Source organism: Paenirhodobacter hankyongi (assembly GCF_003664585.1).
Taxonomy (GTDB): domain Bacteria; phylum Pseudomonadota; class Alphaproteobacteria; order Rhodobacterales; family Rhodobacteraceae; genus Rhodobacter; species Rhodobacter hankyongi.
In genome coordinates this window covers 156,704-181,771 of sequence record NZ_RCHI01000003.1, presented here as the reverse complement: position 1 = coordinate 181,771, position 25,068 = coordinate 156,704, and the positions used below count along the sequence as shown (strand labels likewise).

Annotated in this window: 23 protein-coding genes; 15 read left to right on the top strand and 8 right to left on the bottom strand. The window is 69.0% G+C overall.

What is annotated here, in order from left to right:
* Positions 1-3 precede the first annotated feature (3 nt).
* Entirely contained in the window at positions 4-213 is a 210-nt protein-coding gene (locus DYS74_RS04410) for a hypothetical protein (RefSeq protein WP_121531319.1), read from the top strand.
* A gap of 126 nt (positions 214-339) precedes the next feature.
* Here the strand turns inward: DYS74_RS04410 and pepN are convergent, their stop codons facing one another.
* The gene (pepN, locus tag DYS74_RS04405) at positions 340-2,886 is read right to left on the bottom strand and encodes an aminopeptidase N (protein WP_121531317.1); all 2,547 of its coding nucleotides are present in this window, start codon (positions 2,884-2,886) and stop codon (positions 340-342) included.
* 230 nt (positions 2,887-3,116) lie between these two features.
* Here pepN and DYS74_RS04400 point away from each other — a divergent pair, with 230 nt between their 5' ends.
* Positions 3,117-5,273 (top strand): malate synthase G, encoded by a 2,157-nt coding sequence (locus DYS74_RS04400; protein WP_121531315.1) that lies wholly within the window; start codon positions 3,117-3,119, stop codon positions 5,271-5,273.
* A 184-nt stretch (positions 5,274-5,457) separates the two neighbouring features.
* A complete protein-coding gene (locus tag DYS74_RS04395) occupies positions 5,458-6,231 on the top strand; it encodes a gamma-glutamyl-gamma-aminobutyrate hydrolase family protein (protein WP_121531314.1) in 774 nt (257 codons plus the stop codon).
* A gap of 3 nt (positions 6,232-6,234) precedes the next feature.
* Here the strand turns inward: DYS74_RS04395 and DYS74_RS04390 are convergent, their stop codons facing one another.
* The 3 genes from DYS74_RS04390 to glmU are packed head-to-tail and all read right to left on the bottom strand — an operon-like array spanning position 6,235 to position 10,232.
* A complete protein-coding gene (locus DYS74_RS04390) occupies positions 6,235-7,071 on the bottom strand; it encodes a DNA alkylation repair protein (protein WP_342769153.1) in 837 nt (278 codons plus the stop codon).
* Positions 7,071-8,885, bottom strand: a complete 1,815-nt coding sequence (gene glmS, locus DYS74_RS04385; RefSeq protein WP_121531312.1) for a glutamine--fructose-6-phosphate transaminase (isomerizing) — start codon at positions 8,883-8,885, stop codon at positions 7,071-7,073. The genes DYS74_RS04390 and glmS overlap by 1 nt, the downstream gene beginning before the upstream one ends.
* The gene (gene glmU, locus DYS74_RS04380) at positions 8,886-10,232 is read right to left on the bottom strand and encodes a bifunctional UDP-N-acetylglucosamine diphosphorylase/glucosamine-1-phosphate N-acetyltransferase GlmU (protein WP_121531310.1); all 1,347 of its coding nucleotides are present in this window, start codon (positions 10,230-10,232) and stop codon (positions 8,886-8,888) included.
* 106 nt (positions 10,233-10,338) lie between these two features.
* On the opposite strand from glmU, the gene DYS74_RS04375 reads away from it, so the two are divergent.
* From DYS74_RS04375 to DYS74_RS04365, 3 genes are read left to right on the top strand one after another with little or no spacing between them, the layout of a single operon-like run.
* Positions 10,339-11,004 (top strand): HAD-IA family hydrolase, encoded by a 666-nt coding sequence (locus tag DYS74_RS04375; RefSeq protein WP_121531308.1) that lies wholly within the window; start codon positions 10,339-10,341, stop codon positions 11,002-11,004.
* Positions 11,005-11,016: 12 nt separating this feature from the next.
* Positions 11,017-12,258: an MFS transporter gene (locus DYS74_RS04370; RefSeq protein WP_121531306.1), complete on the top strand. Its 1,242-nt coding sequence runs from the start codon at positions 11,017-11,019 to the stop codon at positions 12,256-12,258.
* 7 nt (positions 12,259-12,265) lie between these two features.
* Positions 12,266-13,444, top strand: coding sequence for a DegT/DnrJ/EryC1/StrS family aminotransferase (locus tag DYS74_RS04365; protein WP_121531304.1), 1,179 nt, complete (start codon positions 12,266-12,268; stop codon positions 13,442-13,444).
* A gap of 101 nt (positions 13,445-13,545) precedes the next feature.
* Here DYS74_RS04365 and DYS74_RS04360 read toward each other — a convergent pair whose 3' ends face one another.
* Genes DYS74_RS04360 through ccmI form a run of 3 tightly spaced genes read right to left on the bottom strand, consistent with a single transcriptional unit; the run spans position 13,546 to position 15,816 of the window.
* Entirely contained in the window at positions 13,546-13,782 is a 237-nt protein-coding gene (locus DYS74_RS04360) for a DUF1289 domain-containing protein (protein WP_121531302.1), read from the bottom strand.
* Positions 13,775-14,254, bottom strand: coding sequence for a Holliday junction resolvase RuvX (ruvX, locus tag DYS74_RS04355; RefSeq protein ID WP_121531300.1), 480 nt, complete (start codon positions 14,252-14,254; stop codon positions 13,775-13,777). The genes DYS74_RS04360 and ruvX overlap by 8 nt, the downstream gene beginning before the upstream one ends.
* Positions 14,251-15,816 (bottom strand): c-type cytochrome biogenesis protein CcmI, encoded by a 1,566-nt coding sequence (gene ccmI, locus DYS74_RS04350; protein WP_245965191.1) that lies wholly within the window; start codon positions 15,814-15,816, stop codon positions 14,251-14,253. The genes ruvX and ccmI overlap by 4 nt, the downstream gene beginning before the upstream one ends.
* A 213-nt stretch (positions 15,817-16,029) precedes the next feature.
* Here ccmI and DYS74_RS04345 point away from each other — a divergent pair, with 213 nt between their 5' ends.
* The 9 genes from DYS74_RS04345 to rarD all read left to right on the top strand — a co-directional run bounded on the left by DYS74_RS04345 (position 16,030) and on the right by rarD (position 24,440).
* Complete coding sequence (locus DYS74_RS04345) at positions 16,030-17,274, top strand: sarcosine oxidase subunit beta family protein (RefSeq protein WP_121531298.1); 1,245 nt, start codon at positions 16,030-16,032, stop codon at positions 17,272-17,274.
* A complete protein-coding gene (locus DYS74_RS04340) occupies positions 17,274-17,567 on the top strand; it encodes a hypothetical protein (RefSeq protein ID WP_121531296.1) in 294 nt (97 codons plus the stop codon). Before DYS74_RS04345 ends, DYS74_RS04340 begins: the two co-directional genes overlap by 1 nt.
* An 84-nt stretch (positions 17,568-17,651) precedes the next feature.
* Positions 17,652-17,975 (top strand): sarcosine oxidase subunit delta, encoded by a 324-nt coding sequence (locus DYS74_RS04335; protein ID WP_121531294.1) that lies wholly within the window; start codon positions 17,652-17,654, stop codon positions 17,973-17,975.
* Positions 17,975-20,929, top strand: a complete 2,955-nt coding sequence (locus DYS74_RS04330) for a sarcosine oxidase subunit alpha family protein (protein WP_121531292.1) — start codon at positions 17,975-17,977, stop codon at positions 20,927-20,929. The genes DYS74_RS04335 and DYS74_RS04330 overlap by 1 nt, the downstream gene beginning before the upstream one ends.
* Positions 20,922-21,473: a sarcosine oxidase subunit gamma gene (locus tag DYS74_RS04325; RefSeq protein WP_121531290.1), complete on the top strand. Its 552-nt coding sequence runs from the start codon at positions 20,922-20,924 to the stop codon at positions 21,471-21,473. Before DYS74_RS04330 ends, DYS74_RS04325 begins: the two co-directional genes overlap by 8 nt.
* A 79-nt stretch (positions 21,474-21,552) precedes the next feature.
* Positions 21,553-22,005, top strand: a complete 453-nt coding sequence (locus DYS74_RS04320; protein WP_147435447.1) for a hypothetical protein — start codon at positions 21,553-21,555, stop codon at positions 22,003-22,005.
* A gap of 214 nt (positions 22,006-22,219) precedes the next feature.
* Positions 22,220-22,819 carry a superoxide dismutase gene (locus tag DYS74_RS04315; RefSeq protein ID WP_121531286.1) on the top strand — a complete coding sequence of 200 codons (600 nt, stop codon included), beginning with the start codon at positions 22,220-22,222 and terminating at the stop codon, positions 22,817-22,819.
* 154 nt (positions 22,820-22,973) lie between these two features.
* Positions 22,974-23,405 (top strand): baeRF12 domain-containing protein, encoded by a 432-nt coding sequence (locus tag DYS74_RS04310; RefSeq protein WP_121531284.1) that lies wholly within the window; start codon positions 22,974-22,976, stop codon positions 23,403-23,405.
* 141 nt (positions 23,406-23,546) lie between these two features.
* A complete protein-coding gene (rarD, locus tag DYS74_RS04305; protein WP_121531282.1) occupies positions 23,547-24,440 on the top strand; it encodes an EamA family transporter RarD in 894 nt (297 codons plus the stop codon).
* Positions 24,441-24,449: 9 nt separating this feature from the next.
* Here rarD and DYS74_RS04300 read toward each other — a convergent pair whose 3' ends face one another.
* Positions 24,450-25,007 carry an LOG family protein gene (locus DYS74_RS04300; protein ID WP_121531280.1) on the bottom strand — a complete coding sequence of 186 codons (558 nt, stop codon included), beginning with the start codon at positions 25,005-25,007 and terminating at the stop codon, positions 24,450-24,452.
* Positions 25,008-25,068: the final 61 nt, after the last annotated feature.

The window sequence follows — 25,068 nt, the reverse complement described above, 5'->3', positions numbered from 1 at the left end:
GCGATGAACATGAACCAGCTGATCAACATGGTGATCCGGATGGTGATGCAGAAGCTGATGAATTTCGGCATCCGCAAGGGCACCCAGCTTGCGGCCGGCAAGGGCAAGCCCGCGGCCCGGATGACGCCGGCCGAGCGCAAGGCGGCGCAGGACATGCGCGCCGCAGTCAAGCGTGCCCGTCAGGCCGCGCGCATCACCCGCCGCATCCGCTGAGCCCAGGGCCCCGAAAAGCCCCGGCCTTCAGCTTCCAATTGCCCGCAATATCCAGGGGGTGAATTTTGCGCGCAGCGCAAAAGAGGATGAGACGCATTCCCATCGAATGCGCCCCCTCTTTCTCGTTTAGCCCAGCAACCGCGCCGTCATCTCGCTCAGATCCCGGCTCAGCCCCTCGACCGCCGCGATCCGTTCGAGCTCGGCGCGGATCTTCGCCTGCCGCCCCGCGTCATAGCGCGCGCGGGTCTCGAAGGCGGTCGACATCCGCGCCGCGGTCTGCGGGTTCACCGGATCGAGCCGGATCAGCCAGTCGGCATAGAAGCGATAGCCCGCGCCATCGGCGCGGTGGAAGCCCGCGTGGTTGGCCGACAGCCCGCCCATCAGCGCGCGGAAGCGGTTCGGGTTCTTCCAGGTGAAGAGCGGGTCCTCGGCCAGCCGCGCCGCGCGGTCGGCGGCCTCGGCAGGCGGGCAGAGCGCGAGCTGGGTGGTAAACCACTTGTCCATCACCAGCGCATTCTCCTGCCAGCGGGCGCGGAAGGTGGCAAGCGCCGCCTCGCCCTTGCCCTGCGCCACCAGAAGGCCAAGCGCGCCAAGGCTCTCGGTCATGTTGGTCGCACTGTCGAAGAGCGCCGCCGCCCGCGCTCCGCCATCGAGTGTGCCCAAGAGCGCCAGACAGGCCAGGCGCAGCGACCGCCGCCCGGCATCGGCCGCCTCGGGCCGATAGGCGCCGGGCAGGGCGCAGGCGTCGAAGGTCGCGGCAAGCGTGGCCTCGTGACGCGCCGCCAGCGCCTGCATCAGCGCCTCGCGCGCGGCATGGATCGCGTCGGGATCGGCGACCTTGCCGGACGCGGCGATCGCCTGGGCGATCTCGTCCTCGGTGGGCAGGCGCAGCACGAGGGCGCGGAAGGCCGGGTCGGCGCTCTCGTCGGCGATCAGCCCGCCCACGGCGTCGAGATATTCGACATCGGGCGCCGCGCCCGTGGTCATCGCGATCAGCGTCTCGCGCGCCAGGCTGCGACCGGCCTCCCAGCGGTTGAACGGGTCGGTGTCGTTCGCCAGCAGGAAGGCCTGCTCGGCGGGCGAGGTCTGGCGCTCCAGCACGACGGGCGCCGAGAAGCCGCGCAGGATCGAGGGCACCGGCTTCGCGCCGAGCCCCTCGAAGGCAAAGCTCTGCCGCGCCTCGGTCATCTCGAGCACGCGGGTCGGCACCACCTCGTCGCCATTCGGGCCGATCAGCCCGACGGCAATCGGGATCAGCCGCGGCGGTTTCTCGGCCTGACCCGGGGTCGGCTTCGTGTCCTGCGTGAACTCGAGCGTGTAGGTGCCGTTCTCGAAGGTCTCGGTCACCGTCAGATGCGGCGTGCCGGCGTCGGTGTACCAGCGCTTGAACTGGCCCAGATCGCGGCCCGAGGCATCCTCGAACACCTTGATCCAGTCCTCGATGGTGCAGGCCTGGCCGTCGTGGCGCTCGAAATAGAGATCCATCGCCGCGCGGAACCCGTCAGGCCCCAGCAGAGTCTGCAGCATCCGCACCACCTCGGCGCCCTTTTCATAGACGGTCGAGGTGTAGAAGTTGTTGATCTCGCGGTAATGATCGGGGCGCGGCGGATGGGCGAGGGGGCCGGCATCCTCGCGGAACTGGCGCGCGCGCAGCGCGATCACGTCCTCGATCCGCTTCACCGCGCCAAGCCGCATGTCCGAGGTGAAGGACTGGTCGCGGAAGACGGTCAGCCCTTCCTTCAGGCACAGCTGGAACCAGTCGCGGCAGGTGATGCGGTCGCCGGTCCAGTTGTGGAAATACTCGTGGCCGATCACCCCCTCGATGCGCTCGTAATCGAGGTCGGTCGCGGTCTCGGGCGAGGCGAGGACGAGCTTGGAGTTGAAGATGTTCAGCCCCTTGTTCTCCATCGCGCCCATGTTGAAGTCATCGACCGCGACAAGGTTGAAGACATCGAGGTCGTATTCGCGCCCGAACGCCTCCTCGTCCCATTTCATCGAGCGCTGGATCGCGCCAAGCGCATAGTCGGTGCGGTCCTCGTCGCCCGGGCGGACCCAGACGTTCAGATCGGCCTTGCGCCCCGACATCGTGGTGAAGGTGCCACTCGTCGCCACGAGTTCGCCCGCGACGAGGGCGAAGAGATAGGCGGGCTTCGGCCAGGGGTCGTCCCATTCGGCCCAGCCCTTGCCCGCGCCGACCGGGTTGCCGTTCGACAAAAGCACCGGTGCCTCGCCCTCGATCCGCACGTGGAAGCGCGCCATCACGTCGGGGCGGTCGGGATAGAAGGTGATCTTGCGGAAGCCCTCGGCCTCGCATTGCGTGCAATACATGCCCTTCGACATGTAGAGCCCTTCGAGCGCGGTGTTCGCCTCGGGCGCGATCTCGACCTCGGTCTCGAGGGTGAAGGGGCCTTCGGGCAGGGCGGCGGGGTGGATGGTCAGGCCGGTCTCGGTGAGAAGGTAATCGGCTGGCGCGAGCGCCGCCCCGTCGAGGGCGAGCGAGATCAGCTTCAGCTCCTCGCCGTCGAGATGCAGCGGCGCCCCCGCCGCGCGCGGGGCCAGCGCCAGCCGCGCCGTGACCCGCGTCGCGCGCGGCGCCAGCCGGAAGGTCAGCGAGACCGTGCTCAGGGTGAAGGGATAGGGGCGATAGTCGGAAAGATAGGTGGTGCCGTCCATGGAAAGTCTGCCTCCGCAATTGGCGCCAAAGCTAGGCCCCGGGGCCGGCAGGGGCAAGGGGGCGGGCGGCGGGGCGGGCGGTTGCCGCGCTGCCCGGCAATCCGGCACGATCCGGCCGAGCCTGTGCAGGGGGATCGGCCAGACCTCGCGGAAGCGCGGAGGTCACGGCATTTTCGCTGGACAGGGGGGCGGGGCGTGGCAAAAGGTGACGCGCAAAGAAGGAGGCCAGAATGACGGCACGGGTGGAACGCGAAGGGTTGCAGGTGGCGGCGGAGCTGGCCGCCTTCGTCGAGGAACGGGCGCTGCCCGGCACCGGGATCGATCCGGCGCGGTTCTGGGCGGGCTTCTCGGCGCTGCTGCACGAACTTGGCCCGAAGAACCGTGCGCTTCTGGACAAGCGCGAGGCGATCCAGTCGAAGATCGACGACTGGCATCTGCACCACCGTGGCAAGGGCCATGACGCGGTGGCCTATCGCGCCTTCCTCGAGGAAATCGGCTATATCGTGCCCGAGGGCGAGGATTTCGCCATCGAGACCGCGACGACCGATCCGGAATTCGCCAGCATCTGCGGCCCGCAGCTGGTCGTGCCGATCACCAATGCGCGCTATGCGCTGAACGCGGCGAATGCGCGCTGGGGCTCGCTTTACGATGCGCTTTACGGCACCGATGCGCTCGGCGCGGCGCCGGTCGCCAAGGGCTATGATCCGGCGCGCGGCGCGCAGGTGATCGCCTGGGCAAAGGACTTCCTCGACCAGAGCTTCCCGCTGGTCGCCGGCAGCTGGGCCGCGGTCACGCGGCTCTGGGTCGAGGATGGCGGGCTCTTCGCCGAGACCTCGGAAGAGACCGGTCTGCGCGGCCCGGCGCAATTCACGGGCTTTGCCGGCGAGGCGGGCGCGCCGGTCTCGGTGGTGCTCAAGCACAACGGGCTGCATGTCATCGTCGACATCGACCCCGCCCACCCGATCGGCAAGACCGATCCCGCCGGCATCAGCGACGTGCGGATGGAGGCGGCGATTTCCTCGATCATGGATTGCGAGGATTCGGTCGCCTGCGTCGATGCCGAGGACAAGGTTCTGGCCTATGCGAACTGGCTGGGCCTGATGCAGGGCACGCTGGCCGAGGAGGTGACGAAGGGGGCTGCAACCTTCACCCGGGCGCTGAACCCGGACCTGAGCTTCGTCGACCCGGACGGCATCGATTTCACGCTGAAGGGCCGGGCGCTGATGCTGGTGCGCAACGTGGGCCATCTGATGACCACCCCCGCGATCCTGACCCGTGACGGCACCGAGGCCTTCGAGGGGCTGATGGACGCGATGGTGACGGTTCTGTGCGCGATGCACGACCTGAAGAAGGAGACGGGGGCGCGCAACTCGGTCACCGGCTCGGTCTATGTGGTCAAGCCGAAGATGCACGGGCCCGAGGAAGTGGCCTTCGCCGCCGAGATCTTCGACCGGGTCGAGGAGGTGCTGGGCCTGCCGCGTCACACCGTCAAGCTCGGCATCATGGACGAGGAGCGGCGCACCTCGGTCAACCTGAAGGAATGCATCCGCGCCGCGACGCATCGGGTGGCCTTCATCAACACCGGCTTCCTCGACCGCACCGGCGACGAGATCCACACCTCGATGGAGGCGGGGCCGATGCTGAGGAAGGGCGAGATGAAGTCTCAGCCCTGGATCCAGGCCTATGAGGACCGCAACGTCGATATCGGCCTGCGCTGCGGGCTCGCGGGCAAGGCGCAGATCGGCAAGGGCATGTGGGCGGCGCCCGACAAGATGGCCGACATGCTGGCGCAGAAGATCGGTCATCCGAGCGCCGGCGCGAACTGCGCCTGGGTGCCGAGCCCGACTGCCGCGACGCTGCACGCGACGCATTACCACCGCATCGACGTGACGGCGCGCCAGCGCGAGATCGCGGCGATGAACCGTCCCGGCCGGCTCGAGGATCTGCTGACGATCCCGCTGGCGGCCGGGCGGAACTATTCCGAGGCCGAGATCACCGACGAGATCGAGAACAACGCGCAGGGCATCCTTGGCTATGTCGTGCGCTGGGTCGATCAGGGGGTGGGCTGCTCGAAGGTGCCCGACATCCACGACGTCGGCCTGATGGAAGACCGCGCCACCTGCCGGATCTCCAGCCAGGCGCTGGCGAACTGGCTGCACCATGGCGTGGTCAGCGAGGGCCGGGTGATGGAGGCGCTGCGCAAGATGGCGGCGGTGGTCGACCGGCAGAACGCCGGCGATCCGGCCTATCGGCCGATGGCGCCGGGCTATGACGGGCTTGCCTTCCAGGCGGCCTGCGATCTCGTCTTCCTCGGTTCGGTGCAGCCCTCGGGCTATACCGAGCCGGTGCTGCACGCGCGCCGCGCCCAGGTGAAGGCGGGCGGCTGAGCCCCACGGAGGGAGAGGGGGCGCTGCCCCCTCGCCCCCGAGGTATTTCGGGCAAGGAGAAAGCAGGGGGCCGGTTTTTGCCCGGCAACGGGGTGGATTTCCCGGATGCACAGCCCCTGCGCGGTGATGCGTCTTTTCCGGCGCGGCGGGACCGACTAGCTTTTTCCGCGAAGGGAGTTTCATCATGACGAGACCAGTTGTCGGCATCATCGGCAATCGCGGCCTGCTAAACGGGCGCTATCCCGTGCACGAAGGCGGGCAGATGAACTCCTGCGCGGTGAGCCATGTGGCACAGTGCATCCCGCTGCTGATCCCGGCCGACCCGGCCTATCTGTCGGTCGAGGAGCTGCTCGAGGTCTGTGACGGATTCCTGCTCACCGGCGGGAGACCGAATGTGCACCCGAACGAATATGGCGAGGAGGCGACCGAGAAGCACGGCACCTTCGACCGCGCCCGCGATGCGATCACCCTGCCGCTGGTGCGCGCCTGCGTCGAGCGCGGCCAACCGTTCCTGGGGATCTGTCGCGGCTTTCAGGAGGTGAACGTCGCCTTGGGCGGCACGCTCTATCCCGAGATTCGCGAGCTGCCCGGGCGGATGAACCACCGGATGCCGCCCGAGGGCACGCTCGAGGAGGCCTTTGCGCTGCGCCACCGGGTGAAGCTGACGCCGGGCGGGCGGTTTGCGCGGCTGTTCGGTGCGAGCGAGGTGATGACCAACACGCTGCACGGGCAGGGCATTGCCGAACCGGGACCGCGGGTGGTGATCGAGGGGCGGGCAGAGGATGGCACGCCCGAGGCGATCTGGGTGCGCGATGCGCCGGGCTTCACCCTGGCGGTGCAATGGCATCCCGAATGGAATGCCGAGGCCGATCCGGTCTCGCGCCCGCTCTTCACCGCCTTCGGCGATGCGGTGCGGGAATGGGCGGCGGGCAAGGGGCAGGCGACGAAGGTCGCCTGAGCCCTAGAGGTATCTCGCCGCTTCCTTGCGTGCGAAGGGCTTGAGCATGTCGCCCTGCGCCGCGAGCCAGGCGCGCACGCGGGGCGCGTCGTGTTTCGCGAGTTCCCGCAGCCACCAGCCGATTGCCTTCTGGATGAACCAGTCGCGCTCGGGCGCCAGCCGCGCGGCCCAGCCGAGCACACGCTCGCGGATCGCGGCCTCTTCGGCGGTGGGATGGTTCGACTTGGTGAAGGGCAGGGTGATCACCAGCGCCGCGCGGCGGGTCCACATGTTGGGGCTGTCGATCCAGCGCTCGACCCGGTCGAGCCGGGCGGGATCGGCGATCAGGCGACGCGCCCCCGCGGCGCAGGCGGTGTCGGCCACCGCCCAGGCGTCGAACCCCTCGGCCCAGCCGGCGATCATCTCCCAGGCGGCCTCGTCGGGGCGCATCCGGGCCTGGGTCAGCAGCTTCGCCGCGGCGATCATCGCCTCGTGGATGTTGCTGTCCCACAGCCCCTGGGCGAGGGCGAGGCGTTCGTCGAGCGTCGCCTGGGCCCGCCACAGCCGCGCGCAATCCTCGATCAGCGGCACCGGCACGCCCAGATAGCGGCGCTCTGCCTTGTGATAGGCCGCGGCGCCCTCTGCGCGGCCGGCATCGCCGCAGGCCTCGAGTGCCGCGATCGCATCCGCGACACCGGGCGGCGGGCCGAGGTCTTCGGCCGCCTCCGGCTCGGCGTATTGCTCATAGGCGGCGTCCGAGGCGGCATAGGCCGCGGCCTCGGCGGCCAGCTGCGCCTCCTCGGCGGTCATCTCGCGCTCGGGCCCCTGACGGATCAGTTTCGGCTTGCGGCTGCGCCCCATCACTCCACCGTCACGGATTTCGCCAGGTTGCGCGGCTGGTCCACATCCGTGCCCTTGGCGATGGCGGTGTGATAGGCCAGCAGCTGCGCCGGCAGCGCATAGAGGATCGGCGCGAAGGGCTCGGCCACGGCGGGCATCTTCAGCGTCGCCCAGGTGCCCTCCGCCGCCTCGGCGATGCCCTTCGCATCCGAGATCAGCAGCACCATGCCGTGGCGCGCCATCACCTCCTGCATGTTCGACACGGTCTTGTCGAAGAGCCGGTCATGCGGCGCCATCACGATCACCGGGACGGTCCGGTCAATCAGCGCGATCGGGCCGTGCTTGAGCTCGCCCGAGGCATAGCCCTCGGCGTGGATATAGCTGATTTCCTTGAGCTTCAGCGCGCCTTCGAGGGCCAGCGGGAACATCGGGCCGCGACCGAGGAACAGGATGTCCTGCGCCTCGGCCAGCCGCTCGGCGAGCTTCACGATCGGCTCGGAGGTCGCCAGTGCGGCGTTCATCAGGCCGGGCAGCGACCGCAGCGCCTCCAGATGCGCGGCCAGCGCCTCGGGCCCGATCCGGCCGCGGTCGACGCCCGCCTTCAGCGCCATCACCGCCAGCACCAGCAGCTGGCAGGTGAAGGCCTTGGTCGAGGCGACGCCCACTTCGACGCCGGCCAGGATCGGCAGCGCCACATCGCATTCGCGTGCGATCGAGGAGGTGGCGACATTCACCACGGCGACGGTCTTGCGCACCTTCTCGGCGCAATAGCGCAGCGCGGCGAGGGTGTCGGCGGTCTCGCCCGACTGGCTGACGAAGACGGCGAAGCTGTTTTCCGGCAGCGGCGGCTCGCGATAGCGGAACTCGGACGCCACGTCGATCTCGCAGGGCAGGCCGGCGAGGCTCTCGAACCAGTATTTCGCCACGGTGCAGGCGTAGAAGGCGGTGCCGCAGGCGACGAGCGTCAGCCGGTCGAGCCCGGTGAAATCGAGCGTTTCCGGCAGGTTGACGGCATCTTCGCCCAGATAGTGGCGCAGCGCATCGCCGAGCACCACCGGCTGTTCGGCGATTTCCTTCGCCATGAAATGCTTGTAGCCGCCCTTTTCGACGCGGGTGGCGCCAAGGTCGATGCGGGTCTCGTCGCGGTTCGCGCGGCGGCCCTCGGCGTCAAAGATCTCGGCGCCCTTGCGGGTGACGAAGGCATAATCGCCCTCGGCCAGATAGGTGATGCGGTCGGTGAGCGGGGCCAGCGCGATCGCGTCCGAGCCGACGAACATCTCGCCGTCGCCATGGCCGATGGCGAGCGGCGAGCCCTTGCGCGCGGCGATCAGCAGGTCGTCCTCGCCCTCGAAGATCCACAGCAGCGCGAAGGCGCCCTCGAGCTTCTTCAGCGTCGCGACGGCGGCCTCGCGCGGGGGCAGGCCGCGGTCGATGAACATCCGGGTGATGAGCGCGACGGTCTCGGTGTCGGTCTGGGTCTCGGCGGTCAGGCCGGCGGCGGCGGCTTCCTCGCGCAGTTCGCGGAAGTTCTCGATGATGCCGTTGTGGACCACCGCAACCGGGCCCGAGCGGTGCGGGTGGGCATTGCCCACCGTTGCCGCGCCATGCGTCGCCCAGCGGGTGTGGCCGATGCCGGCCTTGCCGGCGAGCGGTTCGTGCACCAGCAGGTCGGAGAGGTTCACCAGCTTGCCCACGGCGCGGCGCCGGTCGAGCCGGCCGCCGTTCACCGTGGCGATGCCCGCCGAGTCATAGCCGCGATATTCCAGCCGCTTGAGGCTTTCCACCAGCAGCGGCGCCACTTCGTGACTGCCAAGAACACCAATGATCCCGCACATTTACGCGCCTTTCTTCAGGCTGGCTTTTTGCGCCCGGAGGCGCTCGAACAATTTCGTGGCAAGGCCCGGTTTCGACACCTGCTTGGCGCGGCCAAGGGCCAGCGCGCCCGGGGCCACGTCATTGGTGATGACCGAGCCCGAGGCGGTCAGCGCGCCGTCACCCACCGTCACCGGGGCGACCAGCATCGTGTCGGAGCCGATGAAGACATTCGCGCCGATGGTGGTGCGGTGCTTGAACACGCCGTCGTAATTGCAGGTCACGGTGCCCGCGCCGATGTTGGTGCCCTCGCCGACGTCGGCATCGCCCAGATAGGTCAGGTGGCCGACCTTCACCCCCTCGCCGAGGATCGAGTTCTTCACCTCGACGAAGTTGCCGACATGCACATCCTCGGCCAGTTCCGCGCCCGGGCGCAGCCGCGCGAAGGGGCCGATGGTGGCGCCGCGCGAGATGTGACAGCCCTCGAGATGGCAGAAGGCCTCGATCGTGGCGCCGCTCTCGATGGTGACGCCGGGGCCGAAGACGATGTTCGGGCCCAGCACCACGTCGCGGCCGATATAGGTATCAAGCGCGAACCAGACCGTCGCCGGATCGGTCATCGTGACGCCGTTCTCCTGCGCCTCGGCGCGCATCCGGGCCTGGAAGAGCGCCTCGGCGCGCGCGAGTTCGGCGCGGGTGTTGATGCCCAGCGTCTCGGCCTCGGGGCAGGTCACGACCTCGGCCGAAAGCCCCTCGGCGCGCGCCGCGGCGACGACGTCGGTCAGGTAGTATTCGCCCGCCGCATTGTCATTGCCGAGCCCCGCGACAAGGCGGGCCAGCACCGCGGCGTCACAGGCGAGAACCCCCGAGTTGCACAGGGTGATCGCCCGTTCGGCCTCGGTCGCGTCCTTGAACTCGACGATCCGCTCGAGCGTCGCACCCTGCGCCACCAGCCGGCCATAGCGCCCGGGATCGGCCGCCTCGAAGCCCAGCACGGTGACATCGGCGGGGCTTGCGGCCAGCGCCTCGAGCGTCTCGGGACGGATGAAGGGGGTGTCGCCGTAGAGCACGATCACCCGGCCCTCGAAGCCCGCAAGCGCGGGCAGGGCCTGCGCCACGGCGTGGCCGGTGCCCAGCTGTTCTTCCTGCAGCACGACCTCGGCCTCGGGGTCGAGCTTGGCCACCGCCTTCGTCACCGCCTCGGCGCCATGGCCCGCGACGACGATCACCCGCTCGGGTTCGAGTGCGCGGCCCGCGGCCAGCGCATGGGCGACCAGCGGCGTCGCGCCCAGCCGGTGCAGCACCTTCGGCAGTTCGGAATTCATGCGGGTGCCCTGTCCCGCGGCGAGAACGATCAGCGCAATGGCCATGAGAGTGCCTTTTCTTCTGCTCGTCCCCGTTTTACCCATAGCTTGCCCCGCCGCAAGTCCGTGCTCTTCACGCTCTCTTTCGCGGTGTTACGAGAAGGAGGCAGGAATGCGCACGGTGGTTTTCGATCTAGACGGCACGCTGGCCGACACCTCGGCCGACCTGATCGCGGCGGCGAATGCCTGCTTTCGCGCCCGCGGGCTGGGCGATCTGCTCGATGCGGGCGCCGATGCGCTGACCGCCTTTCACGGCGGGCGCGCGATGCTGCGGCTTGGCTATGGCCGGATCGGCCACCCCGAGGCCGAGGCCCTGACCGAGGCCGATTATGCGCCGCTTCTGGCCCATTATGGCGCGAATATCTGCGAAAGCACCCGCCTCTACCCGGGCGCCGCCGAGGCGGTCGAGGCGCTGCGCAGCGCGGGGTTCGCCACCGCGATCTGCACCAACAAGCCCGAGGGGCTGGCCCGGCGGCTTGTCGCCGATCTGGGCATCGCGGGGCTCTTCGATGCGCTGATCGGCGCTGATACGCTGCCGGTGCGCAAGCCCGACCCCGCGCCCTATGCCGCGGCCGTCGCCGGCGCCGGGGGCAGCGTGGCGCGGTCGCTCCTTGTCGGTGACACCGCGACCGACCGCGAGACCGCGCGCGCCGCGGGGGTGCCCTGCGTGCTGGTCACCTTCGGCCCCGAGGGGACGGGGATCGCCCGGCTTGCGCCCGAGGCGCTCCTTGACTATTACCGCGATCTTCCTGCGCTCAGCGCGCGTTTGATAGTCTGAACGAGTTTTCCGATGACCGCCGTTTCCGCCTCTGCGCCGGCCCCCGCCGCCGCCCGTCGTGCCACCCTCTTCGCCCTTGCCGTGGTCTTCATCGACATGGTCGGTCTCGGGCTGATCCTGCCGGTCATGCCGCGACTGATCGAGGAGGTGGGCCATATCGGGCTGGGCGATGCCGCCACCATCGGTGGGGCGCTGTTTGCCGTCTATTCGCTCGCCCAGTTCCTGCTGGCGCCGATGCTCGGCGCGCTCTCCGACCGGATCGGGCGGCGGCCGCTTCTGCTTCTGGCCGTGGGCGGGCTCGGGCTTGACTATGTGCTGCATGCGCTGGCGCCCAGCCTCGGCTGGCTGTTCGTCGGGCGGATCATCGCCGGCGGCTGCGGTGCCTCCTTCGTGATCGCCAATGCCTGCCTTGCCGATGTCTCGACACCCGAGAACCGCGCCCGCGTCTTCGGCCTGATGGGGGCGGCCTTCGGGCTGGGCTTCGTGCTCGGGCCGGGGCTGGGCGGCATGCTCGGCACGCTCGGCACGCGGGTGCCGTTCTGGGTGGCGGCGGGGCTGGCGCTGGCGAATTTCGTCTTCGGCCTGATCGCGCTGCCCGAGACCCTCGCGCCCGAGAAGCGCCGCGCCTTCGTCTGGCGCGAGGCGAACCCGCTCGGTGTGCTGACCGTCTTCGCGCGCTACCGTGGCGTCTTGCCGATGGCGGCGGTGGTCTTCCTCTATTTCTTCGGCTCGGCGGTCTATCCGGCGATCTGGTCGTTCTGGGGGATCGCGAAATTCGGCTGGTCCGAATTCACCGTGGGCATCAGTCTTGCGGGCTTTGGCGGCGTGATGGCGCTCGCGCAGGCGACGCTCGTCGGCCCCGCGGTCGCCCGCTGGGGCGAGGCGCGGGTGGCGCTCTTCGGCCTGTTCGTCGCGGCGGTCGTCTGCCTGGGCTACGGGCTTGCGCCCGGGCTTGGCGTGGTACTGGTGCTGCTGCTGCTGCACGCGCCCGAGGGCTTCGTGCATCCGATGATGAGCGCGCTGATGTCGCGCGCCGTGCCCGAGGACGCGCAGGGCGCGCTGCAGGGCGGCATCTCGGCGCTGATGAGCCTCGCGATGCTGCTGGGCACGCTGTTCTTCACCTGGATCTTCGGCTATTTCCTGTCGGGCGCCGCGCCCTGGCGCAGCCCGGACGCGGCCTTCTTCACCGCGGCGGCGGTGCTTGTCGTGCCGCTCGGGCTGTTCGCGGGGCTGATGCGACGCCACAGGATCTGAGGCGGACATGGACGAGATCTTCACCGGAAACTTCACCCAGCAGGAGCCGATCCCCGAGGCGGCGATCGAGGCCGCGGTCGCGGTGCTGCGCACCGGGCGGCTGCACCGCTACAACACCGTGCCCGGCGAGGCGGGCGAGGCCGCCCTCCTCGAAGAAGAATTCGCCGCGGCGATCGGGTCGAAATACTGCCTCGCAGTCGCCTCGGGTGGCTATGCGCTTGGCTGCGCGCTGCGCGCGGTGGGGGTGAGACCCGGCGACACGGTGTTGACGAACGGCTTCACCCTGGCCCCGGTGCCGGGGGCGATCGCCTCGCTTGGCGCGGTGCCGGTCTTCGTCGAGGTGACCGAGGATCTGGTGATCGACCTCGACGATCTCGCCGCCAAGGCGGATCAGGCGCGGGTCTTGATGCTCAGCCACATGCGCGGCCATATCTGCGACATGGACCGGCTGATGGAGATCGCCCGCGCCCACGACCTGACCGTGATCGAGGATTGCGCCCATACGATGGGGGCTTCCTGGGCGGGGGTGCCGTCCGGGCGCCACGGTGCCATCGGCTGCTATTCGACGCAGACCTACAAGCACATGAACTCGGGCGAGGGCGGGCTGATCGTCTCGGACGATCCCGACCTGATGGCGCGGATGATCCTCTTGTCGGGCAGCTACATGCTCTACCCGCGCCACCGCGCCGCGCCGCCCGCCGCCCATTTCGAGGGGCTGAAATACGACACGCCGAATGTCTCGGGGCGGATGGACAATCTGCGCGCCGCGGTGCTGCGCCCGCAGATCCCGACGCTTCCCGAGCGGGTCGCACGCTGGAATGCGCTCTACCGGGTGATGGAGGCGGGGCTTGCGGGCGTCGCGGGGCTGCGCCTCGTCGCCCGTCCGCAGGCCGAGGCCTATGTCGGCTCGTCCTTCCAATTCCTGCTGCCGGGCCACGGCCCCGAGCGCATCGCCGCCCTCGTCGCGCGGCTCGCCGCACGCGGGGTCGAGCTGAAATGGTTCGGCCCGGCCGAGCCCGCGGGCTTCACCTCGCGCTATGACAGCTGGAAATACGCCCCGGTGCAAAGCCTGCCGCGCACCGACCGGGTGGTGGCGGCGCTGCTTGACCTGCGCCTGCCGCTGACCTTCGCCGAGGCCGACGTGGCCCAGATCGCGCGCATCATCGCGCAGGAAGTGCCGCGCTGAGGCCGGGGCAAGGGGGCGCTGCCCCCTCGCGGCCAGGGCCGCTCACCCCCGAGGTATTTCGGCCAAGATGAAAGCAGGGGCCTCTTCCGCTTCCAATTGCCTCAAATATCCCGGGGGGAGTCCGCAGGACGGGGGGCGGCGCCCCCCTGATCCGCGAGGTCCCAGGCGCGCGCGCGGGCGGGAAGATCGGCCATCACCGCGCGCCGTTCCGCGGGCGTCATCCGCGCCCAGCGGCCGATCTCCTCGAGGCGGCGAAAGCAGCCGGTGCAGACTTTCGTCTCGGGATGAAGCGCGCAGAGCTTGCGGCAGGGGCTTTCGATCGCCCCGCGCTCAGCCATCGGCGCGACCGAGATAGCCGAGCCGGTCGAGCGCGCCTTGCAGGATGAACCCCGCCGCGACATGGTCGATGCGCTCGGCGCGTGCGCGGCGCGACAGATCCGCCTCGAGCATCGCGCGCTCGGCCGCGACGGTCGAGAGGCGCTCGTCCCAGAAGGTGATCGGCAGCGGCGTCAGTTTCTCGAGGTTGCGCGCGAAGGCGCGGGTCGACTGGCAGCGCGGGCCCTCCGATCCGTCCATGTTGCGCGGCAGGCCGAGCACGATGCCGGTCAGCGCCCGCCCGGCGATGATCTCGAGCAGCTTCTCGGCATCGAGGGTGAATTTCTCGCGCCGGATCGTGCGCAGCGGCGTCGCGACCGAGCGCAGCCCGTCCGAGACCGCGACCCCGATCGTCTTCGTGCCGAGGTCGAGCCCGGCGACGGCGCCGGCGCGGGGCAGGGCGGTGGCGAAGGCCTCGATCGTGTCGCAGATCACGGCGCCACCTTCGCGGCTTCGGCCGCCTGCTGCACCATGGCAAGTGCCGCGGCATCGCCCGCGAGCGCCACCTGCGCCTTGCCGTAGATCTCCTTCGCGCGCCCCGTGTCGCCGAGCATCGCAAGCGAGCGCACGGCGCGCGCCCATTCCTGCGCCGAGCCGCCCTCGGTCGTCAGCCGTTCGACCAGCCCGTCGACCATGCCGCGGATCATCTGCTGGCGCTCCTCGGGGCTCATCTCGGCGGCATTCTGCACGTCCTCGGCGCTCGGCCCCGGCATCGCGCCGGCCATCGGGGCCCCGGCCGCGGCGCCGCCGCCCATCGGTCCCATCGCCGCACCGACCGGTGCCTGGGTCGCCGCATCGATCTTCGCGAGCGCCTCCTTGTCGGAGACGAATTTCGACCGTGCCTCGGTCGCGATCGCATCGGCGCGCCCGGTGTCGCCCAGCATCCTGAGCGAGGAGACGAGCTTTGCCCAATCCTCGACCGGGCCGCCCTCGGAGGCGAGGCGGTCGTTCAGCTGCTCGACCATGCCGCGGATCATCTGCATCCGCTCCTCGGGCGTCATCTGCGCCGCATTCGCCATGTCGGCGGCCGAGGGGCCGCGCGCGCCCGGCGGAGTATAGTTCTGCTCGCCCGCAAGCCAGGCGAGTTCCTCGATATTCGCCCGGATCGGCGCGTTCCAGGGCGCTTCGGCGGGGGTGTTGCGCAGCAGGCCGTCCCAGAGCAGGAAGGCGCGGTCGGGCCGGCCGTTCTGCCCCATCATCAGCCCAACGTAGTAAAGCGCGAGGCCGTTCTTCGGCTCCTTGTCGAGGGCGGTGGCAAAGGCCGCCTCGGCGTCGCGGGTGACAAGTCCGCCCGCCGCGACCACCATGTCCTCGCCAAGCTGGGCGTAATCCTCGCCGGTCGCCGCGTCGCCCTTCGCCGCGATCAGCCGCTTCTGCGCCTCGTAGCCGGCGCGGAAGTTCCCCATCGCCATCTCGTTGCGGGCAAGCAGGGTCAGGCCTTCGAGGTCGGTCGGCCGCGCGGCCACCGCCTGGCGCAGCTTTTCCATCAGTTCGGCGAATTTCGGATCGACCGCCGGGGCCGGGCCGCGGCTTGCGGCCGCCTGCTTCTCGGCCTCGTCCTGCGAGGGGCGGCTGGCATAGGAGGTGTCGGCCTCGGCCAGACGCTGGCGGATCGGCATGTCGCCATAGCCGCGCGCGCCGAGCACCGCATAGCCCGCGAAGGCCGCGCCCAGAAGCACCACCACCACACCGAAGGCGGCAAGGGTGGCGCCGCGCGGCGCCTCGCCCGCCCGCCGGCCCAGCTCCTTGCCGGCGCGCTCCTGCCGGTCGGCCTCGAGCATCCGGCGCGAGATCTCGATCTTCGTGCGCTCGGCCTCCTCGGGCGAGATCACGCCGCGGGCGCGGTCCTTCTCGAGATCGGAGAGCTGGTCGCGATAGACCTGCACGTCATAGCTCGCGGTCGAGGTCTCCTCCTCCGGGTGCCGGCGCAGCAGCGCAAGACCGAACAGCAGGGCGATCATCGCCACGAGGGCGGCGGTGAGTATCCAGAACAGCATGGCGTCTCCTATCCTCGCCCCCGTTTAGGCGATGTGTCCGGGGCACGAAAGAGACAAGCGCGTGAGGGGGCGCCGTGTCGCATGAGGCGATGTCGCTTTTTTCCCTGCGATGCCGCTTGAGGGGGGCTTTCGCGACAGGGGCGGGTCCATCAAGGTGGGGGAGGGCGGCAGTGACTCGCCGCTTTCGGACAGTCGACGGGCGAAGGAAACGCGATGAGACGGTATTCGATGTTCGCGGTGGCGCGCGAGGCGCTGCGCTACCACGCGGGCTGGGAGCGCGCCTGGCGCTCGCCCGAGCCGAAGAAGCGCTATGACGTGGTGGTCGTGGGCGCGGGCGGGCATGGCCTTGCCACCGCCTATTACCTCGGCAAGGTGCATGGCATCACCAATGTCGCGGTGATCGAGAAGGGCTGGCTTGGCGGCGGCAACACCGGGCGCAACACCACGATCATCCGCTCGAACTATCTGCAGGATGCCTCGGCCGCGATCTTCGAGAAGGCGCTGCAGCTTTACGAGGGCCTGTCGCAGGATCTGAACTACAACGTCATGTTCAGCCCGCGCGGTCTTCTGATGCTGGCGCAGTCCGAGCACGAGATGCGCGGCTACAAGCGCACGGTCTATGCCAACGCCCTGCAGGGCGTGCAGACCGAGTGGATCTCGCGCGAGCGGGTGAAGGAGCTGGTGCCGATCATCAACCTCGACGGGCCGCGCTATCCGGTTCTGGGCGCGCTCTATCAGGAACGCGGCGGCACCGCGCGCCACGACGCCGTCGCCTGGGGCTATGCCCGCGGCTGCTCGGCGATGGGGATGGACATCATCCAGCAATGCGAGGTCACCGGCATCCGCACGGTGAACGGCAAGGTGCAGGGCATCGACACCACCAAGGGCGCGATCGACTGCGGCAAGCTCGCGATGGTCGTCGCCGGCCACTCGGGCGTTCTGGCCGAGATGGCGGGCTTCCGGCTGCCGCTCGAATCCGTCGCGCTGCAGGCCTGGGTTTCCGAACCGATCAAACCGGTGATCGACGTCGTCGTCATGGCGAACCTCGTCCATTGCTACATCAGCCAGTCCGACAAGGGCGAGCTGGTGCTGGGCGGCGGCATCGACCATTGCAACAACTACACGCAGCGCGGCTCGTGGTACACGCTCGAGGAGACCACCCGCGCCCTGGTCGAGACCTATCCGGTGGTGTCGCGGCTCAAGATGCTGCGGCAATGGGGCGGGATCGTCGACATCACCGGCGACCATTCGCCGATCATCTCGAAGACGCCGGTCGAGGGCATCTTCGTCGATTGCGGCTGGGGCACCGGCGGCTTCAAGGCGATCCCGGGCTCGGGCTGGGCGATGGCGGAACTGGTGGCGAAGGGCCATTCGCCCTTGGCCGAGGGCTTTGGCCTGAACCGCTTCCGCGAGGGCCGCTTCATCGACGAATCGGTCGCGGCCGGGGTGGCGCACTGATGTCCGCGCAGCTTTCCGGACCGGCGCTGACGCTGGTGTTTCTCGAGGATGCGATGGTGCTGACGAAGCGTACCTTCGCCGACTGGCGTGCGGTGCAGGAGCATTTCCCGCGCTACAAGGCCAGTCTCGAGCCCGACGTTCCGGCGCATCTGGTCGAGTATCTGAGCTTCGATTACCCCGACATGCCCGAGGCAACCGGGCATGACTGGTCCGAGGTCGTGGCCGCCTTCGTCGCCTCCGGCGCGGAGGAGATGCCGCTCGCGCGTGACGGCGCATGGGTGTGCCGATGCTGACCCTCTCCCTTTCATCTTGCCCGAAATACCTCGGGGGTCCGGGGGCAGCGCCCCTGGCACTCTCCATCAGGAAGGCCCGCTGACATGCTGACATTCACCTGCCCCTACTGCGGCGTTGCCGCCGAGGAGAGCGAACTCACCGGCGGTGGCGAGGCGCATCTGAAGCGCTTCGGCCCCGGCTCGTCGGACGCCGAGTTCGAGGCGTATCTGTTCACCCGCAAGAACCCGAAGGGCGTGCATTTCGAGCGTTGGCGCCATGCCTATGGCTGCGGCAAGTGGTTCCTCGCCGCGCGCGACACCAACACGCTCGAGGTCTTCGGCTCCTATCCGGCGCAGACGACCGAACCGCCGGCCGATCTGATCGCCGCCATCAAGAACAAGCGCCCGGGCTGGGAGGGCTGGAAATAATGAGCACCCGTCTTGCGAAAGGGGGGCGGCTTCTCGACCGCTCGAAGCCCCTCAACTTCACCTTCAACGGCACGCCGCTGCGCGGGTTTCTGGGCGACACGCTCGCCTCGGCGCTGCTCGGCTCGGGCAAGACCCTGCTCGGCCGGTCGTTCAAGTATCACCGCCCGCGCGGCCTTGTCGCCTCGGGCGTCGAGGAGCCGAACGTCCTGGTGAACCTCGGCCGCAACGCGCGGCTCGAGCCCGATCAGCGCGCCACCACCACCGAGCTTTTCGAGGGCGCCGAGGCGGCAAGCCAGAACCACTGGCCCTCGCTCGAGTTCGACATCGGCGAGATCAACGACAAGATCAGCAAGCTGTTTCCGGCGGGCTTCTACTACAAGACCTTCATGGCGCCGAAATGGGCGTGGAAGCACCTGTTCGAGCCGGTGATCCGGCAGGCCGCGGGCCTGGGCGCCGCGCCGAAGGAGGCCGACCCCGACCGGTACGAACAGACCTATGCCTTCTGCGACGTGCTGGTTGCGGGCGGTGGTGTCGCGGGTCTTGCCGCGGCGCTGGCCGAGGCGAAGGCCGGCAAGCGCGTGATGGTGATGGAGCAGACCGCCTTCTGGGGCGGCCGTGCGCCGGTCGACGGCGGCACCATCGACGGGCTGGCCCCCGACGAATGGGTCAGGAACGCCATCGAGGCGCTTGAAAAGATGGAGAATGTCCAGCTTTTCACCCGCACCATGGTGTCGGGCCTCTATAACCACGGCTATGTCATCGGCTATCAGCGTGTGGCCGATCACACCCCGGGCGACGGCCGTCCGCGCCATCGTCTGTGGCGCATCCGTGCGGGTCTCGTCATCACCGCGACCGGTGCGCTCGAGCGCCCGCTCGCCTTTGCCGGCAATGACGTGCCGGGCGTGATGCTGGCCTCGGCGGTGCGCGACTATCTGGTGAACTGGGCGGTGAGCCCGGGCGACCGCGTGGTGATCGTGACCAACAACGACGACGCCTATCGCACCGCGCTGGCCGTCCTCGACGCCGGGCTCAGCGTGCCGGTGGTGATCGACGCGCGCGACAGCGTCACCGGCGCGCTGCCGATGGCGGTGAAGGCGCGCGGCGTGCGTGTGCTCGAGGGCCGCGGTGTCGCCAAGGTGCTCGGCCGCAAGGCCGTCACCGGCGTCGAGATCTGCGCCCAGGCGGGCGAGGGCGGGGTGATCGAGACCGTCGCCTGCGACTGTGTCGCGATGTCGGGCGGCTGGTCGCCGGTGGTGCACCTGTTCTCGCATGTCGGCGGCAAGCTGATCTGGGACGAGGCGGGGGCGATGTTCCGCCCCGACGCCACCCGTCCGCCGATCAAGGCCGACGGCACGGCGCTGGCCCGGGCGGTCGGCGCGGCGAATGGCGCGCTCACCCTCGACGCGCTCTGCGCCGAGGCCGGGCTCGCCGCTCAGGTCGAGCCCGAGGCGCCGCTCGCGCCGGTCTGGGTGATGCCCGCGGGGGCGAAGGAAGCGCTCAAGTTCAAGGCCTTCCTCGACTACCAGAACGACGTGAAGGTTTCCGACGTGCAGCTGGCGGCGCGCGAGGGCTATACCTCGGTCGAGCATACCAAGCGCTATACCACGCTCGGCATGGCCTCGGACCAGGGGAAGCTCTCGAACATCAACGGTCTCGCGATCCTGTCGGATGCGCTCGGTCAGGCGATCCCGCAGACCGGCACCACCACCTTCCGCCCGCCCTACACCCCGATCAGCTTCGGCGCCGTCGCGGCCGAGGCGAAGGGCGAGATCTTCCAGCCGCTGCGCCGCACCCCGATGCACGGCTGGCACGAGGCGAAAGGCGCGCATTGGGAACCCGTGGGCCTGTGGCGCCGGCCCTATTGCTACCCGCGCTCGGGCGAAAGCCACCGCGATGCGGTGAACCGCGAGATCACCAACACCCGCACCAATGTCGGGCTGCTCGATGCCTCGACGCTGGGCAAGATCGTGGTCAAGGGGCCCGATGCCGGCCGCTTCCTCGACATGCTCTACACCGGCATGATGTCGACCCTGCCGGTCGGCAAGTGCCGCTATGGCATCATGTGCAACGAGAACGGCTTCCTGATGGACGACGGGGTCGTGGTGCGGCTGAGCGAGGACAGCTGGCTGTGCCACACCACCTCGGGCGGGGCCGAGCATATCCACGCCTGGATGGAAGACTGGCTGCAATGCGAGTGGTGGGACTGGAAGGTCTACACGGCCAACCTGACCGAGCAATATGCGCAGGTCGCGGTGGTCGGTCCGAAGGCGCGCGCGGTGCTCGAAAAGCTCGGCGGCATGGATGTCTCGAAAGAGGCGCTGCCCTTCATGAGCCTCGCCGAAGGCACGCTCGGCGGTTTCCCCGCGCGGGTGTTCCGGATCTCCTTCTCGGGCGAGCTCTCCTATGAAATCGCGGTGCCCGCGAACATGGGGCTGGCCTTCTGGGAGGCGCTGAATGCCGCGGGCGCCGAATTCGGCGCGATGCCCTATGGCACCGAGGCGCTGCATGTGATGCGCGCCGAGAAGGGCTTCATCATGATCGGCGACGAGACCGATGGCACGGTGATCCCGCAGGATCTGAACCTCGGCTGGGCGATCTCGAAGAAGAAGGACGATTATCTGGGCAAGCGCGCACAGGCGCGGGTCGAGATGGCGCGCCCGGACCGGTGGCGTCTCGTCGGGCTCGAGACGATCGACGGCACGGTGCTGCCCGATGGCGTCTATGCCGTGGCCGAGGGCCACAACGCGAACGGCCAGCGCAACACGCAGGGCCGCGTGACCTCGACCTACTGGTCGCCGACGCTGAAGAAGGGCATCGCGATGGGGCTGGTCGTGAACGGGCCCGAACGGATGGGCGAGGTGCTCGACTTCCCCGGCGATGGCGGGGGGGTGCACAAGGTGAAGATCGTCGATCCGTGCTTCTACGACAAGGAAGGGGAGAAGGCCAATGTCTGAGGCAATGTCCGCGCTGAAGGGCGAGACCCACACGGGCTTCGCCACCGTGGCCGAGGCGGGGCTCACCGGCATGGTGACGATCCGGGCCGACCTTGCCGACCCGGCGCTTGCCGCGGCGCTCGCCCCGCTCGGCCTGACCGTGCCGGCGCTGCGCCAGGTGACGGCGGCCGGCGGCCGCTCGCTCGGCTGGATGAGCCCTGACGAGCTTCTGCTCGTCTGCGGCTATGACGAGGCGCCGGGGCTGGCCGCCACGCTCGCCACCGCGCTGGCCGAAAGCCACGCGCTGGTGGTGAACGTGTCGGACATGCGCGCGCGTTTCACCGTCTCGGGGGCGAAGGCCCGCGAGGTGATGATGAAGCTCTGCCCGCTCGACTTCGCCACCCTGCCGGTGATGGAGATGCGCCGCACCCGTGCCGCCCAGGTGGCGGTGGCGCTGTGGCGCTCGGGCGCGGACGAGATCAGCCTCGTCTGCTTCCGCTCGGTCGCGACCTATGTGATGGGGCTGCTCGAGGTTTCCTCGCGCCGCGGCGGCGAGATCTTCTGATCCTGGCCCGATGCAACATCCTTGCGAGAGACGAATGGGGCGGCTACTGTCGCCCCATTCGCTTAGGAGTTTGAATTCGATGAACCAATTCAACGCGCTCGCCCTGTCCGCGGCGGTCTTTCTTGCGTCCCTTTCCCCGCTCGCGGCCGGAAACGCGGCGGAGTTCACCATCCCGAAGGGAACGCGGGTGCTGCTGTGCGATCTCAAGGTGCCCTCGGCCAACGGCACGACGCCCCCGGTGGTTCTGCTGATGACCGACAAGGCCGGAAAGATGACGGTCTATGACGGGTTGATCGCCGGCAACAATCTTGCCCCGCTTCCGGTCACGGTGATGACCGACAACAACATCCGCACGACCTATGGCTGGACGGTGCCGGCGCATAACGACACGATCAACCAGTACATCCCGTCGATAAAGATGCGCCTGACCGTGCAGAAGGCAGATCAGTCGGCGTTGCTGATGGTCAACCCGGTGGGCTACATGACCGAAAGCGCGCGCGGCAGCTGTCAGGCCGGCGTGGCCGACAAGTAAGCCGCTTCGGGGGCGCCCGGGCCTTTGCTGTCGCTGTCCCGCTTCCGGTCGCCGCACATATCCCGGGGATGAATTCCCCGCGGCGAAAGAGGGGGCAGCGCCCCTTCTCCTGGCCATCGGCCATGCTGCACCCGATCTGTGCGGATGCGCCCTTGACCTCCCGCCCCCGCGCCCTTCAATTAGGGCCAATCGAATGCAACCGAGGACGAGACACATGGCTTTCGAACTTCCTGCCCTTCCCTATGCCCACGACGCTCTGGCCGATCTGGGCATGTCGAAGGAAACCCTCGAATATCACCACGACCTGCACCACAAGGCCTATGTCGACAACGGCAACAAGGCCATCGCGGGCACCGAGTGGGAAGGCAAGTCGGTCGAGGAGATCGTCAAGGGCACCTATCAGGCCGGCGCCGTGGCGCAGAACGGCATCTTCAACAACGCCTCGCAGCACTGGAACCACACCCAGTTCTGGGAAATGATGGGCCCGGGCGGCAAGGCGATGCCGGGCGAGCTGGAAAAGGCGCTGGTCGAGTCGTTCGGCTCGGTCGCCAAGTTCAAGGAAGATTTCGCCGCCGCCGGTGCCGCGCAGTTCGGCTCGGGCTGGGCCTGGCTGGTCAAGGACGTCGACGGCGCCCTCAAGGTCACCAAGACCGAGAACGGCGTGAACCCGCTGTGCTTCGGCCAGACCGCGCTTCTGGGCTGTGACGTGTGGGAACATTCCTACTACATCGACTTCCGCAACAAGCGCCCCGCCTACCTGACCAACTTCCTCGAGAAGCTGGTGAACTGGGAAAACGTCGCCTCGCGCCTGTAATCGTCGCGCGTGCCGGAAACGAGGGCCCGCCGGAGCGATCCGGCGGGCCTTTTCATGTCCGCGCGACGGGCTGCGGCGCTTTGTCCGGGGCACTGGACATTGGCACCGAGCAGGCCCATCCTTGGGGGTAGGGGGATGAGAGGAGGAGGATATCATGCTGCTTTCCAAGGGAATGCGGGTTCTGATCTCGGACGAGACGCGGGCCCTTCTTCTGGAGACTGCCGGCGACACGAAAGCGCCCGAGCTGCGGCTTGTGGCGGAATGCCGGGCGGCCCCGGAGGTGGAATTCGCCGACAAGCCCGGCCGCGAGGGTGACCGGGCGACGGGGCATGGCACCGCCTTCGAGCAGGGCGACCCCGAGCGGGTCGGGCAGGAGCGCTTCGCGCGCGATCTCGTGGCGTTTCTCGGCACCCATGCCGGCGAGCGGCTCGTGCTGGTGGCGCCGCCGCGCATGCTGGCTGCGCTGCGCGCCGTTCTGCCCGAGGCACTGGCCGCGCGTGTCGTGGCGGAGCTCGACAAGACCCTGACCGGCCATCCGCTGCCCGAGGTGGCGCAGGTTCTGGCCGCGGCGCTCGATCCGGTCTGACGGATCGCCGCGCGGGCGGCCTTGACCTCCTTCCCGTGATCCCGTCCGGGATCACGGGGCGGTGAAGCTGCGCCGAAGTGGCCGGTCTTCCCTTTCCTTGCCGTTTCGTGCAGTGCTGGCGCGCAACGGCAGGGGGTGGTCATGCGCGAGACGGTCAAGGGGTTCTGGGCACTGATCGCGGTCTGTCTGACCTGGGGGCTGTCCGGCATCTACTACAAGCTGCTCGCCTCGGTGCCGCCGCTTGAGGTGCTGGCGCATCGCACGGTCTGGTCGGTGGTCTTCTTCGCCGTGGTGCTGGCCTTTCAGGGCCAGCTCGGCCATCTCGTCACCGCGCTGCGCAACCCGCGGCAGGTGGGCGCGCTGGCGCTCGCGGCGGTGCTGATCTCGCTCAACTGGTATGGCTTCATCTGGTCGGTGCAGAACGGCCACGCGATGGAAGCGAGCCTTGGCTATTACATCTTCCCGCTGGTCGCGGTGGCGCTCGGCATGATCTTCCTGCGCGAGCGGATGGGGCGGCTGCAGACGCTCGCGGTGCTGATCGCCACCTGTGCGGTGCTGTGGCTGACCTGGTCGCTGGGCAAGGCGCCCTGGATCGCGCTGACCCTTGCCGCGACCTTCGGGCTCTACGGGCTGATCAAGAAGGGCATCGACCTGCCGCCGGCGGTCTCGGTCTGTGCCGAGGTGGTGCTGCTCGCCCCCTTCGCGCTGGCACTGCTGATCGCCGAGCATTTCGGCTGGGGCTTCGCGCCGCAGTCGGGCAGTTTCGGCGGCGACTGGACGATGAGCGCGCTGCTCGCCTTCTCGGGGGTGCTGACCGGCGGGCCGCTGATGCTGTTCTCCTATGCGGCGCAGCGGGTGCGGCTGGCGACGGTGGGGGTGATGCTCTACCTCAACCCGACGCTGCAATTCCTAGTGGCGGTCATCGCCTTCGGCGAGCCGCTGACCCATGCCTATCTTGTCGCCTTCCCGCTGATCTGGGGGGCGCTGGCGCTCTACTCCTTCGCCAGCCTGCGCGGTGCGGCGCAGGCTGGCTGAGTTCCGGCCTCAGCCGAAGGCGGTGACCAGCGCCGCTTCCAGCGCCGCGACATCGGGCACCGTCACCACGAAGTCGCGCAGGCTCGGCGCGGCAAAGCCCTCTGCCACGATGTTCTCGACCAGCGCAATGAGCGGCTGCCAGTAGCCCTCGGTGTCGAGCAGGAAGATCGGCTTCGTGTGCAGCCCGATCTGGCGCCAGGTCAGCACCTCGAAGAACTCGTCGAGCGAGCCCGCGCCGCCCGGCAGCACGACGATCGCGTCCGAATTCATGTACATCACCTTCTTGCGCTCGTGCATCGTCTCGGTGACGACGAAGGCGGTCAGGTCGCGCTTGCCCACCTCGAGCGGGAAGAGGTGGGCGGGAATCACCCCGAAGGTGGCGCCGCCGGCGGCCTGCGCGGCGCGCGCGACCTCGCCCATCAGACCGACATCGCCCGCGCCATAGACAAGGCGCCAGTTGCGCGCGGCCAGCAGCGCGCCGGTGGCACGGGCGGCCTCGGCATAGGCGGGGCGCGCACCGGGGCGGGCGCCGCAGAAGACGCAGACGGAATGGACGGGCAGGGGCATGGCTGATCCTTCGATGGGCCCGTGCGGGCAGCGGAGGCCATCCGGCCGGCGGTTCGGGCGC